The organism is Lysinibacillus sp. GW823-FHT06C08 (assembly GCF_058795135.1).
In genome coordinates this window covers 358,135-375,782 of the sequence record NZ_JBXAHN010000002.1, presented here as the reverse complement: position 1 = coordinate 375,782, position 17,648 = coordinate 358,135, and the positions used below count along the sequence as shown (strand labels likewise).

Sequence of the window (17,648 nt, the reverse complement as noted above, 5' to 3'; positions counted from 1 at the left end):
TCGCTAGGACATTATCATTATGTAGAGAGGTTCTCATTTTAATAATGATGAAATGATAGTGCACGGACTAGTCAATAGTCCGTGCCATTTTTTTATTGTGCTGCTGGTTGCTGAGAAATAGCTTCTTCCATAATCGCTTGGCGATCATCTTCAGAAATTCCTTTTAGAATTTCATTGATTTTATCAAGATTCGCATCTTCTTTACGTAAGCCTACAGCAATTGACGTATTTGAAAGATCTGTATCGAAGCCCTCTTCAAATGCTACGTATGTGAATTTATCGTTGGCAGCAGCTGCGGAAATACCTTCTGGACGTTCTGCAACATAGCCATCAATTTTGCCTGCCTCTAAAGCTACACGCATAGCTGGGAAGCTTTCCATTGCTGTTTGTTTATTAACATCTTTGATTTGGTCTATCACATTGTAGTTGGATGTATTAAGTTGTGATGTAATTTTTGCTCCAGAGAAATCTTGAATGGATTTGACCCCTTCATATTTGCTGCCTTTTTTAATAACCATAACAAAATCAGAAGTATAGTAGTTTTCTGTAAAATCAATTGTTTTCTTACGTTCTTCTGTTGGCGACATGCCTGCGATAATTGCATCAATTTTATTTGATTGTAGCGCTGGTACTAAGCCGTCCCATTCCAATTTGACGATTACTAATTCTTTGCCTAAGCCTTCAGCGATTTTTTTCGCCATTTGTACATCATAGCCGCCTGCATATTCTGCATTATCTGCAATTTTCACCGCACCATTTGCATCATTTTGCTGTGTCCAGTTGAATGGTGGGTAGCCAGCCTCCATTCCAATTCGGAATTCACCGCCGCCGTCTTCCTTATCTGCGCCAGCTTCTCCTGAACTGCCTTCTTTTTTGTCGCTAGTGCCACATGCAGCTAGCACAATTGCCGTCATGATAGAGATCATTACTAACAGCCATTTTCTTTTCATGAAAAACTCCCCTTTTCTGTAAAAAAATAAGACAACTGTACGAAAAAAGACCTAAGTTTTGTGAACTTAGGTCTTACCTTTTATGACAGTTGCCCAAATCCTCACTATAATTCCATGTTTCCGAGATAGCACAACCTAGTAAACCTGGAATTGAATTCACTAGGACAGTCCTGCACTTATTCACTGCAGACCCAGCATAAAAGTACGAGCTCCTTTTATACTTCGGCGATATTTCCTTCTTCATTGCGTCTTTGTTTGCTTGTACTCAACAATGAACTAATAAATACCGCGCCTCTACCTCACTGTTATAGGTTAGTGAGGTTTGTTTATTTAATTGATATTTAGATACTACTATAAAACTAGTATGTACGTCAAGAGAGTTTTAGCATTTTTCTGACTAATGACAATATTAGGGTATTATGCTTGACCTATCCATTGTTAATCTATGTATTTTTGTCAATATATCCGCCGGAAAACCACAAATTTTTACTATCAATGGTTTTTATACTAAGAAAATAGTTTCGTATTTTCAAAATCACTAAAGACTTTAGTGATACAGAAAACCAAGAAAAAAACCCTGTAAAACAAAGTTTACAGGGTTTAAAGGATTTATGAATTTAATAATAAATCTTCAGGATTTTCGATTAATTCTTTAACTGTTTTTAAGAATCCTACAGAATCTTTTCCATCGATGATACGGTGATCATAAGAAAGTGCTACGTACATCATTGGACGGATTTGAACTTCACCATTTACTGCAACTGGACGGTTAACAATTGAGTGCATACCTAAAATACCAGCTTGAGTACCGTTCATAATTGGTGTTGACATTAATGAACCGAATACACCACCGTTTGTGATTGTGAATGATCCACCAGCCATGTCATTTAAGCCTAGTTTTTTCTCACGAGCTTTAGTCGCTAAGCTAGCGATATCTTTTTCGATTTCTGCGAAGTTTTTGCTGTTTGCATCGCGTACAACTGGTACTACTAAACCTTCTTCAGTTGATACTGCAATACCGATATCAAAGAAGTTATTTAAATGTAATTCATCGCCAACGATTTGAGCGTTTACGTATGGGTATTTTTTCAGTGCTGCAACAACAGCTTTTGTGAAGAATGACATGAAACCAAGTTTGATGTCGTTTGCTTTAACAAACTCTTCTTGTTTACGTTTACGAAGTGCCATGATGTTTGTCATGTCAATTTCGTTGAATGTTGTTAACATTGCTGTTGATTGTTTAACTTCTAATAAACGTTTTGCAATTGTTTGACGACGACGGCTCATTTTTTCAATTGTTACACGGTCAGAATTAGCAGCTGGTGTGAATACAACTGGGCCACCTGTAGTTGCTACTGGTGCTGGTGCTGGTGCTGGTGCTGTACCATGTGCTGACACATCTTGTACACGAACACGGCCTTGTGGATCTACTGGAGATACCGCTGCAAGGTCGATGCCTTTTTCACGTGCAAGTCGACGTGCCGCTGGAGATGCGATAACACGCTCACCAGAAGTTTCTTCTACTACAGGAGCTGCTGCAACTGGTGCTGTAGGAGCCGCTTGTGGCGCTGCTGGAGCTGGAGCTGCTTCAGCTGGAGCCGCCGTTGCTGGTGCAGCTGCTGCGCCTTCGCCTGCTTCTACGATAGCAATAACTTGACCAACTAGTACAGTATCGCCTTCTTCAGCTAAAATTTGTGTTAATACACCTGCTTCTTCAGAAATGATTTCAGCGTTTACTTTATCTGTTTCAAGTTCAACGATGAATTCACCTTTTTCAACGCGATCGCCCACTTTTTTTACCCACTGTGCGATACTACCTTCTGTAATCGATTCTGCTAATTCAGGGACTTTAATTTCAGCCACTTTCATTTCCTCCTTTGATTAACGTGCATGACGCACATAAAAGGGCTACTGCTTATGGGCAAGTAGCCCAGCTATCAATATTTATATGTTATTATTTAACCTTTACTGGCTCAGCAACTGCTTCTTCAATAAGTGATGATTGAGCTGCTTTATGAGAATCTGCATCCCCTTCAGAAGTTGAGCTCATTGCAGGACGACCTACATAGCGAAGCTTTTTACCTTCTGCAAGTTCATATAATGTTTCTAGTGCATAATTCCATGAGCCTTGGTTTTTAGGTTCTTCTTGTACCCATACGATTTCTTTTGCATTAGGATACTTAGCAATAATACCAGCAACTTGCTCTTTTGGGAATGGGTAAAGTTGTTCTACACGAACAATGTGTACGTGATCGAAACCTTCTCCATCTTTCACGCGATCTGCTAAATCGATCATCACTTTACCAGTACCTAATACGATACGCTCTACAGCTTCTGTTTTTGTACCTAAGCCAGGTTGTTCAATCACTTCTTGGAATGAACCATCTGCTAATTGCTCAGCATTAGCTGCTGCTAATGGGTGACGCAATAATGATTTTGGTGATACAACCACAAGTGGACGTACACCTTCAGTACCTAATAACGCTGCTTGACGGCGCAATAAGTGGTAGTAGTTACCTGCATTTGAACAGTTTGCTACAAACCAGTTATTTTCTGCTGACATTTGTAAATAACGTTCCATACGGCTTGAAGAGTGCTCTGGACCTTGGCCTTCATAACCATGTGGTAATAGAATCACCATGCCAGATTTTTGACCCCATTTAGAGCGTGCCCCTGAAATGAAGTTATCAAACATTACCTGTGCCATATTCGCGAAGTCACCAAATTGTGCTTCCCAAACTGTTAATACATGGCCGTTTTCTAAGTTATAACCATATTCAAAGCCAACTACCCCTGCTTCAGTCAGTGGTGAGTTGTGCACTGAAAAGGATGCACTTGCACCAGAAATATGATGAAGTGGTGTAAAGACATTACCATTGTTTTTATCGTGAAGCACTAAGTGACGTTGTGAGAAAGTACCACGTTGTGCGTCTTGACCTGTGAAACGTACTGGTGTGCCATCTTGGATAATAGTTGCATAAGCTAAAGTTTCCGCATGACCCCAGTCGATTTTCGCAGATGCAAATGCATCACGACGTTTTTCTAAAATTTTGCCAAGCTTTTTCTGTGGCTCGAAGTTTTCTTCAAACACTAGAAGCTCTTCGTTAATTTTACCTAAACGTTCTGCTCCAACTGCTGTATCAATTTGTGGGAATTCAATTTTTAATTCTTCTGGCATTTCTAATTGATGATGCTCATCTTTTGAAGCCATTTCTTTTACATGATCATAAGCCGCTTGCATTTCTGCATAAATAGCTGTATCTAATGCAGCTACATCTTCAGTTGATACAAGACCTTCTGTTACAAGTGCTGCACCATATAATGAACGTACAGTTTCGTGTTTAGATACTAATTTATAAGTTTCTGGGTTTGTAACCGTTGGATCATCAGTTTCGTTATGACCATGACGGCGGTAACCAACTAAATCAACGACAATATCTTTACCGAATTTTTGGCGGTAGTTAGCTGCAAAGCGACCAACTTGTGCCACTGCTTCTGGGCTATCTGCATTCACATGTACTACTGGTACTTCATACCCTTTTGCTGGGTCAGAAGAGTAAACAGAAGAACGAGAATCATATTGTTCAGTCGTGAAACCGATCATATTGTTCGCGATAATGTGAATAGTACCACCTGTTGTAAATCCTTCAGTTTTAGCGAAGTTTAATACTTCAGTTACGATACCTTGACCTGGGAATGCTGCATCACCATGCACAAGAATTCCTAAGCCTTTTGTGCGATCATGAATCGCTTGACCTGGTTTTGAAGTGTCATCTTGCGTTGCACGTGTAGCACCTAGAACTACTGGATTGCCTACTTCTAAGTGTGATGGGTTGTATGCAAGCTTTACATTCATACCTGAATCACGGTTATAAGAAGCACCCATATGGTATTTCACATCACCTGTCCACCCTTTTGTAATTTCAAGGCGACCATTTTCTGGCATAAATAAATCATTTGATACATGTGCAAAGTCAGAGAACATCATGTCATAAGGTTTATTTAAAATATGTGTTAAAACATTTAAGCGACCACGGTGTGCCATACCAATACGTACTTTTTCAACACTTAGCGCTTCTGCAGTTTTAATGATTTCATCAAATAGTACAATTTGCGTATCTAAGCCCTCACCAGAGAAACGCTTTTGTCCTACAAATGTTTTATGGATAAATTTCTCGAAATTTTCAACACGCGTTAAACGATCTAATAAGGCTTTCTTTTCATCAGAAGAAAGTGCTTGTTGGAAAGAGCCAGATTCAATTTGTGCTTGAATCCAATTACGTTCTTCTGTAGCTACTACATGTTCATATTCAAACGCTACTTTATTTGTATAAATAGCTTTTAAATAGTCAATTGCATCCTTACCATTTTTCACGTTTGCTGGCACATCTTTGAAGAAGATTGCTGCAGGAATTTCAGCTAAATCTGCAGCGCTTAAGTTGAACGCGCTTTCTTCAATTTGAGCTGTTTGTAGTTCACGGTTTTTCAGAGGATAAATATCTGCTGCTAAATGACCGCGTGAACGGATTGCATCGGCTAATTTCACAGCGGCTAACACTTTTTTGTAATCGCCAGCAGGAGCCGCTGCTGTATGACTAGCTACAGCTACTTCACCTTCTACTACTACTGGTGCACCAAATTGTTGGAATAAAGAAACTAACTCCGGTTCTACTTCTTCAGGAGACTGTAAGAATAAGTCGTATTGCTCCATCACATATCCTAAGTTAGGACCAGAGAAAGCTGACCATGGAGAACTTACAGTTGTAACGTTGTTCGACATGAAAAATGACCTCCAAATTTTGCCTTTCGGCAGTTCCATTAATTAAATTGCAATTAATTATATAATATTTAGCCGTTCTTTAAAAGAATGTTTTACACTACTTTTCCATATTTTAAAGAACGTTTTTTCCATCTCAATCTTACTACTCTTCACAAAAAATACAACTCTTTTTAGCAAATTAAGCAATTTTTTTCGCAAAGGATAGAATAATGAAATAAAGCGTGCATTTTTCTTAATATTTTAGCGGGATCTTTAATGAGAAAACGGTTCCAATATTAACCTCACTCTTGACTTCTACCGTCGCATTATATTTTTCAAGCAACATCTTCGAAATACTTAATCCTAAGCCAGTTCCACCAATTTGACGGTTTCTTGCCTCATCCACTCGATAAAAACGATCAAAGATAAAAGGAATATTGTCTTTTGCTATTCCTATACCATTATCAGCAATTTCTAAACATGCATAATTTCCAGCAACTGAAATAGAAATTTGTATCTTAGGAATTTTTTCACAATAACGAATTGCATTTTCTATTATATTACGAATGATTTGACTTAGTGCATTTTCAGTTATAAATAAAGGACCCATTTCATCATTTTTCGACAGCAAAATTCGCGCTTTTGGGTGTACAAGCCTCATTTCATCGATAACAGCCTCAATCACAGATTGTGCATTTGCCTCACTCATCTCATCTTTTTCCTCACGTCTTGCAAGCTCTAATAACTCCTCAATCATTTTACGCATGCGAGCGATTTCTGTTAAGGAAGTATCGATTGACTCCTCTAAAATAGCTGGATCATTTTTGCCCCATCTTTTTAGCAGAGAAAGATGACCTTCGATAGCTTGGATTGGCGTACGAAGCTCATGAGAAGCATCAGCCACAAATTGTTGCTGCTGTGTAAAAGAAATTTGCAGCTCATTCATCATGGTATTGTACATTTTCAACAAATCACCAATCTCATCGTGTGATGTGTAGGTTAGCTGTATAGGCTCATTAAAGCCTTGATCCATCACCATTTTCATGGAAGCACGTAATTCACGCAATGGCTTCATTAAATAATTGGCTAGATAATACCCAATAGAGCCTGATAACACCAATGCCCCAAGACCTGCGATGAGCATAGCTGTTAATAAATAATGCATAAGCGATTGAAAACCGTTGAGCGGATGGACAACTTGGACATACCCTTGAAAAAAGCCTAGTCGTATTGGTTCATTCATGACCAGTACATCCTGCTTATCAATGGTCGTCTCAAAAATCTCCTGCATGGAGTTAAGAGGTGCAGCAGCTGAAGTATTATTGATACGCAAAATATCCACGCCGTCCGCATTAAACATTCTAACAGTTTCATCTCGATCGACAATCGATTTGAGCAAACCAGTATTTTGTTGAATTTGTTGAATCGTAATATCCGGTCCCTGTGATTGTAAAAATGAAATAATATCCCTGCTAGTCCGTTCAACCTTGCTTTCCTCATCATTTAAAAGCCATGTATGGAGAGAAATATAAACAACCACGCAAATAATCGTATAGCTTAAAAAAATCACACTACTCGATGTGAGCATCCATTTTTTCTGTAAAGATTGACGACGGAGATACATCAGTAACTTGTTCATTCCCGCATCACATACCCAACCCCTCGAACCGTTTCAATATAGGCATTCGTATCACCTGGGAGCTTCGTCCGTAAATGACGTATATACACATCTACCACATTGGTCTCTATATCTGTATCGTAGCCCCATACAGATGTTAGAATATGCTCGCGTGTACAAACTCTATTTTTGTGTTCGATTAATAGTTTCAGTAAATCATATTCTGTCTTTGTGAGGTCAAGTTTATTCCCTTGCACGAAAACTTCATAGGCTGCGATATCTATCTCAATATCACGTAAACTCAAAAATTCACTATTTGCTGGCTCTTGTGTTGTTGCACGACGTAAAATCGTTCGAATTCTTGCTAATAGTTCTTCGATCGCAAATGGCTTGACGATGTAGTCATCTGCTCCAGCATCTAGGCCAGCTACACGATCCATAACAGCGTCTCTTGCCGTTATTAAAATAATAGGTACTTGAGATTGCGTCCTAACTCGCCGACAAATTTCAATACCATTGATGCCCGGTAGCATCACGTCAAGTAATAGCACATCAAATGCTTCAATTGTTGCTAAAGATAGCCCCTCACGCCCTTCAAAGGCAACCGTCACGTCATAGCCTTCATGCTGTAGCTCTAGCTCAACAAAACGTGCAATATGCTTTTCATCTTCCACTACTAATATTTTCTTAGGCACATAATCACCTTCTATTCCGAAATAACGATGCAGGATTTTTATCCCTATACTGTTATAGCATAACATCAAATAAAAAGTCTGTCTCACAAGGAATAACTTGTGGACAGACTTTTTTAATGAGCTTCCGAAATAAAGAGATTATTTTTCCCAGCTTCTTTTGATTTATATAAAGCTTGATCAGCCAAATCCATTAATTCATCCAATGTTTGGGCATGATCTGGATAGTAGGAAATTCCTATTGAAGCAGTTGGTGTGAACTGATGATCCTCAATCATCCAGCCCGCTGCTAATTCATCACGAATGCGACGAATAATATGCATAATTTGACTATGCCTTTTATCAATTTCCCTTGTTAAACCTGTTAGGATGACGAGAAACTCGTCGCCTCCAATTCGAATAACGATATCATGACTTCGAACGGTTTTGCTCAAAGCGTGACCAAAGCTCTGAATAAACGCATCTCCTGTATCATGGCCAAAGCGATCATTGACAGCTTTAAAATCATCACCATCCAAATAAAGCATCGCTACACTTGCATTGTTTTCGTCGGCCTCTGCCAATATTGTCGGAAACTCATTTTGTAAATAACGGCGATTGGGCAGTTGTGTTAAAGAATCATGATAGGCAAGATAAAGCAAATCATTTTCCCTCTCTTTACGATGGGTAATTTCACGGGACACCATCATAATTTGAGAAACTTTTTCTCGATCAGGATCATGGACCACCGTGACATTCCCTTCTGTCCAAATAGGTGTGCCGTCCTTTGCCTTCAGCAAAAGTTCGAACTGGGTATCTGTTTGACCAGTAAAGTTATTTAAAAATGTTTGCCATTCATGCTGGCTTTCTGTATCAATAATGGCACTGTAAAACTGACCTTGTAGCTCCCCATTTTCATAGCCTAAATATATTTCATAGGATGGTGACGTATAAATAATGATTCCATCCTCATTCGTAATAACAATTAAATCATTCGTATTTTCCGTAATGAGACGGAAAGTACGTTCAATATTTTTTAATTCTGTGAACATTCTTTTCTTGTCTGTAATATCATAGTTAATGGTTAAAATTTGTTCAATCTGACCAAATTCATTTTTTAATGGAACAATGGTTGCCTCCACCCAATAATCAGCATGATATTTTGTGCGATAGCACAGCTCTCCCCGCCAGATCTCTCCACTAGCAAGTTTGTCATTGATTAATTGTAAAAAATTTTGTGTTTGGTACCGAGGCTTAAGTAGTGCATAAGACTGCCCAATTAATTCCTCTTCCGTGTAACCTGAAGCTTGTAAAAACATCTCACTCACTTCTGAAATATGGCCTGCACTATCTAAAATAGCTATGGCCGTAGCTGAATTTAATGCCGATTTAAACACTTCAAAGCCATGAGATTTCGACCGTAGTTCGGCCTTTTGCAAGGTGAACTGTGTGAAATCCTGCATAATAAGAAAGATTGCAAAGGAATTGTCCTCCTGCATGACAGGCGATAGTGACAGTAAATACATGCGTTCTTGCTGGTCCAACGTAAGCAATTTCACAAACTTTTCATTCACGTTTTCTCCACTAGCCGCTTGTTGTAAATACAATTTAATTTGCTGCACTTCTTCTTTTGGAACAATCGGTAAATCAATAAACATTTTTTGTTTGACGGCTTCATTATCTAATTGAAAATCTTTCATAAAGCTTGAATTCACTTCATAAATCATACCTTCAGCTGATAATACAACGGTCGAAAAAAAGGCATGGTCGAACATGGACCGCATAAACAAAAATTTATCTTCAATACTACGATCATAGTGAATTTCCTTGGTAATTGCTAAAACATAGTCTTCTTGGTTATAGTGCAATGGGCGTACAGTTGTTTCATATTTACGAACCTCCGACTGCACATATGCATAATCTACATAGTCAACCTGTATATGTTCTGCAATTGCATGATGATAGTTTTTCTGAATGATCGAAAAATTTCGATTTGAGGTAACTGCGGAAAGCATTTTTCCAATTACATCGATCGATAACAGTTCTCGAGCTGCATAGTTTAAGCGAATATATTGAAAATCTTCCTCTACTTTTTTCATAAGAAAAACAAAATCATTGCCAATAAATAATTCATTAAAAAAATCTTCGCTTAAAAGATACTCCATACTGTCACCTCCAGAAAAGGCCATTGCCATCATAATAAAAAACTATGTATATGCTTAATTATACGTAAAAACTAATTCTATTATTATAACATAAAAATAAAAAATTACCTTTCTAGAATTAGATAAATTATATCCTTTTAAGGATATTTTTGATAATTTAGCTATTTAAACATAAAAATATACTACTAAAGTTTCATACAATTGATTAATAATAGATAAAAGTGATATGATTTACTTAATTTTAAATATGTAAAATAAATTGAATATTTCTATTCATTTATCAGAATTTACTGACTATTAAACTAAAAATTTTGTTTTTTACGAGCAAAATGATTGCATGAAACAGCTAGCATGTTATATTATATTTAAAAAACTAGTCTTTTTTCGGTATGGTCGAAATCAGTAAGACAGCGGGAGATTATGGAATATCATAGTTATAACGTCTAGTTCTTTGGGTTTTAATTCCAGTACGAATTTTAGTTTTCTTCTTTATGCTTCAACGGAATTGTTTTAACTACCCTAGTAAAGGAGGCGTTTCGTATGCTTAAACATCGAGACCTGCATGAATGTACAGAGCTTTATGAACTATTATCACACCCTTCTGTATTCCCTTTTGTCCGTCAGAAAGCCACATCCGCTGATGAATACTGGTTTATGACAAAGCAACTGATCGAAGAGGAAGCGAGAGGACTCGCTATCTCGAGGACCATCACTGATGACTGGGGTCAACCAATCGGCACCATTAGTATACACGATGTTGAGGACGGTGCAGGTTTTTTAGGAACGTGGATTGGACTCCCTTACCAAGGAAAAGGCTACAATCAAAAGGCAAAAATGCTTTTTTTGAATGAGTTATTTTTTGATTATAATTTCCATACGGTATTCCTCCGTATTCGTGTTGAAAATATAAAATCACAGCGTGCTGCGTTAAAATTACCCTATATAGTGAGCGCTAATGAAAGTCATCCAACTTTGTTAGCTCAAGTAAATAGTGGTATGGCACAATTTGATCTATTTAAAATTCCAAAAGATTTATTCTACTTAACAACTGCTTATGAAATGCAAGAAGGCGAAGAACAAGCAATGTAAGCCTATTAAAATAAGAGAAGCTATGAGGTGCTGTCATCATCGATATCCCTCATAGCTTTTTTAATGACTTTTATTTTTGATAGTTCAAAATTAATGACGCCATCTCGTCAGGCGTTTTTGGTTTTTGAGTTTTGGACATCGTTTCAACCATTTCCTCTTTACGCCCTGTTAGTGTATAAACAGACTTCATAAAGGATTCCATTGTTAAAGCTTCTTCCTGTAACACTTCTGCATAGCCCTGCTTTTTAAATAAATTGGCATTTAATATTTGATCACCACGGCTTTTTTGGGCAGATAAAGGCACCAAAAGCATTGGTTTATGAAGTGCTAAAAACTCAAAAATAGAGTTTGATCCCGCTCGAGACACAATGAAGTCTGCTGCATGCATTAAATCAGGCAGCTCCGTCGTCACATATTCAAATTGTTTGTAGCCGGACAATGATTCTAACGACTCATCATAGTTTCCTTTTCCACATAAATGAATCACGTAAAACTGTTTTAACAGCTCTGGTAAATTTTTTCGAAGGGCATCATTCAGAACAACTGAGCCTAAGCTACCACCCATGACAAGTAAAACAGGCTTTAATGTTGTAAAGCCACAGTATGCTAATCCTTTTGCTCTTTCCCCTTTCAACAACTCAGGACGAATGATGGAACCTGTACAAGTTGCTTTGTCACTTGGTAAATGCTTCAGTGTTTCTTCAAAAATGGTAAACACATGAGAGGCAAAAGGTAAAGCTATTTTATTGGCAAGCCCAGGTGTCACATCTGATTCATGGATTACGACTGGAACACCCGCCAGCTTGGCTGCCATGACAACAGGGACAGAAACAAAGCCCCCTTTTGAAAATACGACTTGCGGCTTTACTTTTTTGATAATACGAAAAGCCTGCATCATTCCAGCAAGCACCTTAAATGGATCTGTAAAATTTTTCATCGAAAAGTAACGACGCAATTTACCACTTGCAATGCCATAAAACGGCACATTAGGGAACGTCTCACCAATTAATTCTTTTTCAATACCTTGTTCTGAGCCAATATAGTGGACATCATAACCTAGTTCAAGTAAAGACGGGAGTATCGCTTGGTTTAACGATACATGGCCAGCTGTCCCACCACCGGTTAAAATGATTGTTTGTTGTTTCACATGAATTCTCCTATTCCTTAAAAAACATTGTAGGTAGACTACTTTTTGTGTACAGTGTTCTATTTTACTATATGCCGACGAAAAGATATAGATGAAGCAATAAATTTTCAGCTTTTCTCTCTTTACATATGCTATACTTGTTCATTATGTTAATGAAGGAAGTATCATACATGTATCAAACATCCACTTTGAAAGAAAAATACGCACTACTTTTAAAAATGATCATCCCTATTTTAGTAACCCAAGTAGCTATCTACCTCGTTTCTTTTTTTGATGTGTTAATGTCAAGTCGCTATGGGACGGCGGATTTAGCAGGCGTATCGATTGGTTCCTCCATCTGGATGCCGATTTATACTGGACTTTCTGGCATTCTCCTAGCCATTACACCGATTGTCTCCCAGCTTGTAGGGGCAAAAAAGGAAATGGATGCTAAAAAGGCTGTTCAGCAAGGCATTTATGTAGCCATTACACTGTCCGTCATTATTTTCATTGGACTTTTCTTTGGCATCGATTGGATACTTAGCAAGATGAGCTTAGAAACATCTGTACATAATATAGCAAAGGGCTACATCTATGCGATGTGCGCTGGTCTTTTGCCACTATTTTTATTTTTTGTTATGCGTTGTTTCATTGATGCACTAGGACAAACACGTGTCACAATGATCATTACCTTAATGACAACACCGATAAATATCGTATTAAATTACATCTTTATTTTCGGAAAATTCGGATCACCTGAGCTTGGTGGGATTGGAGCAGGCGTAGCCACAGCCATTACTTACTGGCTGATTTTCTTCATTACAGCTTGGATTATCGCAAAACGAGTGCCTTTCGAACGCTTCCGGATGTTTCACAATTGGCGCAAGCCTTCATGGCTACAATGGAAGGAAATTTTGCTAATTGGTGTACCGATAGGCATTTCACTCTTCGCAGAAACAAGTATCTTTTCGGCCGTCACCATGATGATGAGTAATTTTAGCACAACCATCATCGCAGCCCATCAGATTGCGATTAATTTCACTTCCCTCCTTTATATGGTACCCCTAAGTATTTCAATGGGTGTCACGATATTAGTAGGCTTTGAGATTGGTGCCGGTCGCATGAGGGATGCACGTACGTATAGTTATCTTTGTGTTGGTACTGCCATTGTCTTTAGCTTTATTTCTGCTTGTATACTCTTTATTTTGCGTGAACCTGTTGCGCATATGTATACGACAGATAGCAACGTAATTGAATATGCTGTGCAATTTTTAGTATTTGCCGCTATTTTTCAGCTATCTGATTCTATCCAAGCCCCTGTGCAAGGAGCTTTAAGAGGCTATAAAGATGTGATGATAACATTTATTATGGCTATTATTTCTTACTGGGTAATTGGTTTACCAGTTGGTTATTTGCTTGCGACCCATACAGATTTAGGGCCTTTTGGCTATTGGATCGGACTCGTCGCAGGATTGACTACTGGCGCTGCTACGCTATTGATTCGCTTGCTACTTGTTCAAAAAAGAGTGACTGTTGCATAATAAAAATCGCCTTTTCCATTGTTCTAGGAAAGGCGATTTTTTTAACGTAAAACTCCTGTTCTAATGATTTTTACTTCCACTTTCGGTTTGAGTAATAAAGAGGAGAATTCGGTATGCCAATCTTCCTTAAACATGTTTGGATGATACGCCCGAATATGACGACCAATCCCTAATGTATCAGACTTTTGATTTTGAAGAATCCGCAAGACTTCCTCAAACTCAGCTTGCATGTTTTCCTCTATCATTTGTTGTACGTCTTGAAAAATTTCATCCTTATATAAATGATCGTGCGGAAATTCTTCAACCTCCACATCAATGGTATAACTCATATCTATTGTTCGTAATTCCTCATTGACAGTCCATTTACGCTTCACCTTTAACACATCAACTGTAATTGGATTGACCTTCCCATCATTTTGCCACAGATAGCTCATTCGTGCTGCTTTACTTTTTTTATTCATTAATAGCAGCATCGTTAAGGATTGGGATGGTGTTAAGACAGTGCCGGTAAAGCTTCGTCCCGAAAATATAGCTAAGCCCCCTGCCACCGCATGCTTTTTATCTTCACTAAGTTGAAAATAAGGCAGAGCAATATCAATGGTCTGATCCAAAAGCATAGAACCCACTACTTGCAAATCGATCTTTGGAAAATAGGTATTATCCTCTGAACTTTCGATAAATCGCTGATAATAGCTCCCCGCGCTACCGGCAAGATCTTTTGTCAAATCTACAAACGGTTTAACATCACCATCAGTAAGCGCGATTTTGATAGATATAGGATTTTGAGGGTCCCGAAAATATATATCCAATAGTTCAAAGATGGACTCCCTCGCCGTACGATCGGAAATCAGAATTGTTGATAGCTCCGATAAATCAAGTGTTTGCTCCACTTTTAAATTGGCATTTGTCCGCACTTCACGAGGTGATAACCCTTCAGCCTCGATAATTTCCGTTACTTGAGTCATTGAAGTTGGATAAGCATAATACCCTTTATACGTTCCAACATAACCTTCTATCCCAACAAGCGTCACAACGGAAGAGTTTTTATAAAGTCTTTCATCCCAGCAGCCAGCTAGCAGTAACATCGACAGGACCATCACAATTCCTTTACGAAACACTTTTTCCCCTCCATTTATTCCAACCAATTATGACTATAGGCAATAAAATAATAAAGAAGATGAATACGTAGTGTAAAGAATTTTTGATAAACTCAATGCTTCGAAAATGTAAGACAAAAAGCGGTAGAATGGCTAGGAAAAGATGATACACAATAATATTTCTTCTCGGATGCTTCTTTTGTTTCATAAAATGAAGCACTCTGAAAGATAGCCCATAAACCATAATAGTAACAATCGACCAGGAAAGCCAAATATAGACGAAAAAAATATCAAGTCGCTTCACAAATGTGACTTCCTGTGATTTTAAAATATACATAATGGGTTCTGGTATGAGATTAATTTCATCTAAAGAGAAAAACATTTGCGTAAAAAGTACCGAGATAAAGTAAAAGACGAATATGACTAGTTGATAGGTCAATAAGGGTCTTCCCTTTACTTGTAAATCTTTTTGTAAAAATGGGCGATAAATAAGGTACATTTCAATGCCAAAATAAGCATAGATACTATGAATCAGGCCAGCTACTATTTGTTTTGTATGATTCCATTCAATCGGAAAAAGATTACTCCACGTTAAATCAGGTATGGTTAGCATTAGAAAAATCACAAATAGAAAAATAAGGGGAATGAGTAATACACCAATATTGATGACCGTTTCTGGTCTACTTAGGTTGGCATATAACGAAAGGGCTACTATAATGACAACAACAATCCACTCGGGCGTTTGTGGTAGCACCCACGATGCCAAAACATAGCTCATATAGGCAATAAAGACAACGGTCACTAGTAGCCAATAGATTTGATACACCCAACGAAAGAAACCATTTAAATAGAAATACGAGTAATACCGTTCAAAAAATAGGAGTAGGCCATAATGTATGACACTTGCTATAATAAAAATGAACCATGAGCTATTTCTACTGGAAATAATTAAAGGAGTTTGAAAGGCGATGTAGACAACACCCGTTTGAAAAATAAATAATAGTAAAAAGAACTGCGCCTTTGTCAGGGAAACATTCATGGTGTATCCTCGTTTTTCGTTTGCTCATCTTTTGGTGGTTGAAACGATGTAACTTGCACGGTCGGTTTAATAAACGGCCAGCGTAGAAAAATTTTAAGCACTGCCTTCGGTTGAAAAGGAATGATAGGTGAAAAATAAGGCTGTTTTAAAGACGTTAAATTAATTAAATGAATGAGTAAAATGACAACTCCTACGACAATCCCTAAAAAACCAAACAAAGAGGCTAGTACCATAAACGGAAAACGGATCATGCGAATAGTACTATTTAACTCGACTGACGGGACAACATAGCTGGAAATAGCCGTTAATGCAACAACAATGACCATTAAATTAGAAACTAATCCCGCACTGACGATGGCATCCCCTATGACTAATCCCCCTACGATTCCAATTGTCTGCCCTACAGATTGTGGTAATCGAATGCTAGACTCTCGAATCAATTCCATAATAATCTCTAGAATCAATGCTTCAATTAGCGGTCGATAAGGAATATCATTTACGTCATTTTTCACTTGATTACTTAATTCCAATGGTAGCACTTCAAAATGAAAGCTTATAATGGCAATATAAAAGGCTGGTAAAAAAACGGCAGTTAAAAACGACAGAAGTCGAACAATTTTATAAAAAGAACCGACTACAACTCGACCATTATAATCATCTGGCGTCTGATAGAATGAAAAAAAAGTGACAGGAGCAATAAATGCGGTCGGTGAAATATCCGTCATGACCACAACCTTACCCTCCACTAAATTGGCTACTACACGATCTGGATGCTCGGTATTTAACAATTGCGGAAATGGAGATAACACAGAATCCTCTAGCGCATCACTTAATTGACCAGAGCTATAAAAATAATCAATTTGAAGAGCAGCAATCCGCTTCTCTATCTCTTGTAATGTCTCTGGCTTTATAACCCCATCCATATAAAGATAATACGCCTTTGATTTCGTTTGTTGGCCAATCGAAAATGATTTCACGACCAATGCAGGATTATTAATACGTCTACGTATTAACGCTAAATTGGTATCCACACGCTCAATTAGACCTTCATGAGAGCCACGTAAAATACTTTCGCTACTCGGTTCTTCGAGGTTACGTCGAACTTCATTCACTATAGTAAGCGCCAGCATTTTTCCTGTATCAGGCAATATAACGATGGTTTCTCCCTGACAAACTCGCTCTATCGCAAGGGGTAATGAAAAATTTTCTAATGTCGTAATTAATGTTTCACTCCAAAAAGGCTTTGCTGTATCTAAACGTGCATAAATTGTATCTAAAACTTTTTGAACTTCCTTAGCATCTACAAGAGAAGCGTAAAAGCATAAAATAGCTGTATTGCCTTCATGCCAATCTACCTGTCTGACTGTCAAATCAGAGGAATGGTAGAATGCTTTTTGCAGGCTTTTCATCATATATTCCACTCTATCCATAAAACGCCTCCTCTACTGGAGAGTATAAGCATTTTTCTCTTATTTCAAACAAATTTATAACGGATTCATCTCCATAAAAAGATGCCCAGACGGATTTTAACTAGGCATCTTTTTAATATTTATTTTTGGCTCTACCTGTACTTCCCACTTCTACATTCATTCA

At 37.9% G+C, this 17,648-nt stretch carries 12 protein-coding genes and 1 riboswitch; of the genes, 2 read left to right on the top strand and 10 right to left on the bottom strand.

Going from position 1 to position 17,648, the window contains the following annotated elements; all coding sequences use genetic code 11:
• Nucleotides 1-92: 92 nt before the first annotated feature.
• The 6 genes from AC1Q6O_RS09630 to AC1Q6O_RS09605 form a co-directional block, all read right to left on the bottom strand.
• Nucleotides 93-950, bottom strand: coding sequence for a transporter substrate-binding domain-containing protein (locus tag AC1Q6O_RS09630; RefSeq protein WP_089984375.1), 858 nt, complete (start codon nucleotides 948-950; stop codon nucleotides 93-95).
• A 118-nt stretch (nucleotides 951-1,068) separates the two neighbouring features.
• A riboswitch (Lysine riboswitch) is annotated at nucleotides 1,069-1,255 on the bottom strand.
• Nucleotides 1,256-1,559: 304 nt separating this feature from the next.
• Nucleotides 1,560-2,813, bottom strand: a complete 1,254-nt coding sequence (gene odhB, locus AC1Q6O_RS09625) for a 2-oxoglutarate dehydrogenase complex dihydrolipoyllysine-residue succinyltransferase (protein ID WP_492401090.1) — start codon at nucleotides 2,811-2,813, stop codon at nucleotides 1,560-1,562.
• Nucleotides 2,814-2,904: 91 nt separating this feature from the next.
• The gene (locus AC1Q6O_RS09620) at nucleotides 2,905-5,730 is read right to left on the bottom strand and encodes a 2-oxoglutarate dehydrogenase E1 component (RefSeq protein ID WP_036148259.1); all 2,826 of its coding nucleotides are present in this window, start codon (nucleotides 5,728-5,730) and stop codon (nucleotides 2,905-2,907) included.
• 232 nt (nucleotides 5,731-5,962) lie between these two features.
• Nucleotides 5,963-7,348: a HAMP domain-containing sensor histidine kinase gene (locus AC1Q6O_RS09615; RefSeq protein WP_089984379.1), complete on the bottom strand. Its 1,386-nt coding sequence runs from the start codon at nucleotides 7,346-7,348 to the stop codon at nucleotides 5,963-5,965.
• Nucleotides 7,345-8,022, bottom strand: a complete 678-nt coding sequence (locus tag AC1Q6O_RS09610) for a response regulator transcription factor (protein ID WP_043990791.1) — start codon at nucleotides 8,020-8,022, stop codon at nucleotides 7,345-7,347. Before AC1Q6O_RS09610 ends, AC1Q6O_RS09615 begins: the two co-directional genes overlap by 4 nt.
• A gap of 113 nt (nucleotides 8,023-8,135) precedes the next feature.
• Nucleotides 8,136-10,163: a diguanylate cyclase domain-containing protein gene (locus tag AC1Q6O_RS09605; protein WP_089984383.1), complete on the bottom strand. Its 2,028-nt coding sequence runs from the start codon at nucleotides 10,161-10,163 to the stop codon at nucleotides 8,136-8,138.
• A gap of 540 nt (nucleotides 10,164-10,703) precedes the next feature.
• Here AC1Q6O_RS09605 and AC1Q6O_RS09600 point away from each other — a divergent pair.
• Complete coding sequence (locus AC1Q6O_RS09600) at nucleotides 10,704-11,252, top strand: GNAT family N-acetyltransferase (protein WP_025115397.1); 549 nt, start codon at nucleotides 10,704-10,706, stop codon at nucleotides 11,250-11,252.
• Nucleotides 11,253-11,322: 70 nt separating this feature from the next.
• Here AC1Q6O_RS09600 and murG read toward each other — a convergent pair whose 3' ends face one another.
• Nucleotides 11,323-12,399, bottom strand: a complete 1,077-nt coding sequence (gene murG, locus AC1Q6O_RS09595; protein WP_492401089.1) for an undecaprenyldiphospho-muramoylpentapeptide beta-N-acetylglucosaminyltransferase — start codon at nucleotides 12,397-12,399, stop codon at nucleotides 11,323-11,325.
• A gap of 170 nt (nucleotides 12,400-12,569) precedes the next feature.
• Between murG and AC1Q6O_RS09590 the strand changes: the two genes are divergently transcribed.
• Nucleotides 12,570-13,919: an MATE family efflux transporter gene (locus tag AC1Q6O_RS09590; RefSeq protein WP_089984390.1), complete on the top strand. Its 1,350-nt coding sequence runs from the start codon at nucleotides 12,570-12,572 to the stop codon at nucleotides 13,917-13,919.
• Nucleotides 13,920-13,960: 41 nt separating this feature from the next.
• On the opposite strand, the gene AC1Q6O_RS09585 is transcribed toward AC1Q6O_RS09590, so the two are convergent.
• The 3 genes from AC1Q6O_RS09585 to AC1Q6O_RS09575 are packed head-to-tail and all read right to left on the bottom strand — an operon-like array spanning nucleotide 13,961 to nucleotide 17,485.
• The gene (locus AC1Q6O_RS09585) at nucleotides 13,961-15,037 is read right to left on the bottom strand and encodes a Ger(x)C family spore germination protein (RefSeq protein ID WP_089984392.1); all 1,077 of its coding nucleotides are present in this window, start codon (nucleotides 15,035-15,037) and stop codon (nucleotides 13,961-13,963) included.
• On the bottom strand, nucleotides 15,027-16,055 hold the full coding sequence (locus AC1Q6O_RS09580; protein WP_492401088.1) for a GerAB/ArcD/ProY family transporter: 1,029 nt from the start codon (nucleotides 16,053-16,055) through the stop codon (nucleotides 15,027-15,029). The genes AC1Q6O_RS09585 and AC1Q6O_RS09580 overlap by 11 nt, the downstream gene beginning before the upstream one ends.
• Nucleotides 16,052-17,485 (bottom strand): spore germination protein, encoded by a 1,434-nt coding sequence (locus tag AC1Q6O_RS09575; RefSeq protein WP_008181636.1) that lies wholly within the window; start codon nucleotides 17,483-17,485, stop codon nucleotides 16,052-16,054. Before AC1Q6O_RS09575 ends, AC1Q6O_RS09580 begins: the two co-directional genes overlap by 4 nt.
• Between the last annotated feature and the right edge of the window lie 163 nt (nucleotides 17,486-17,648).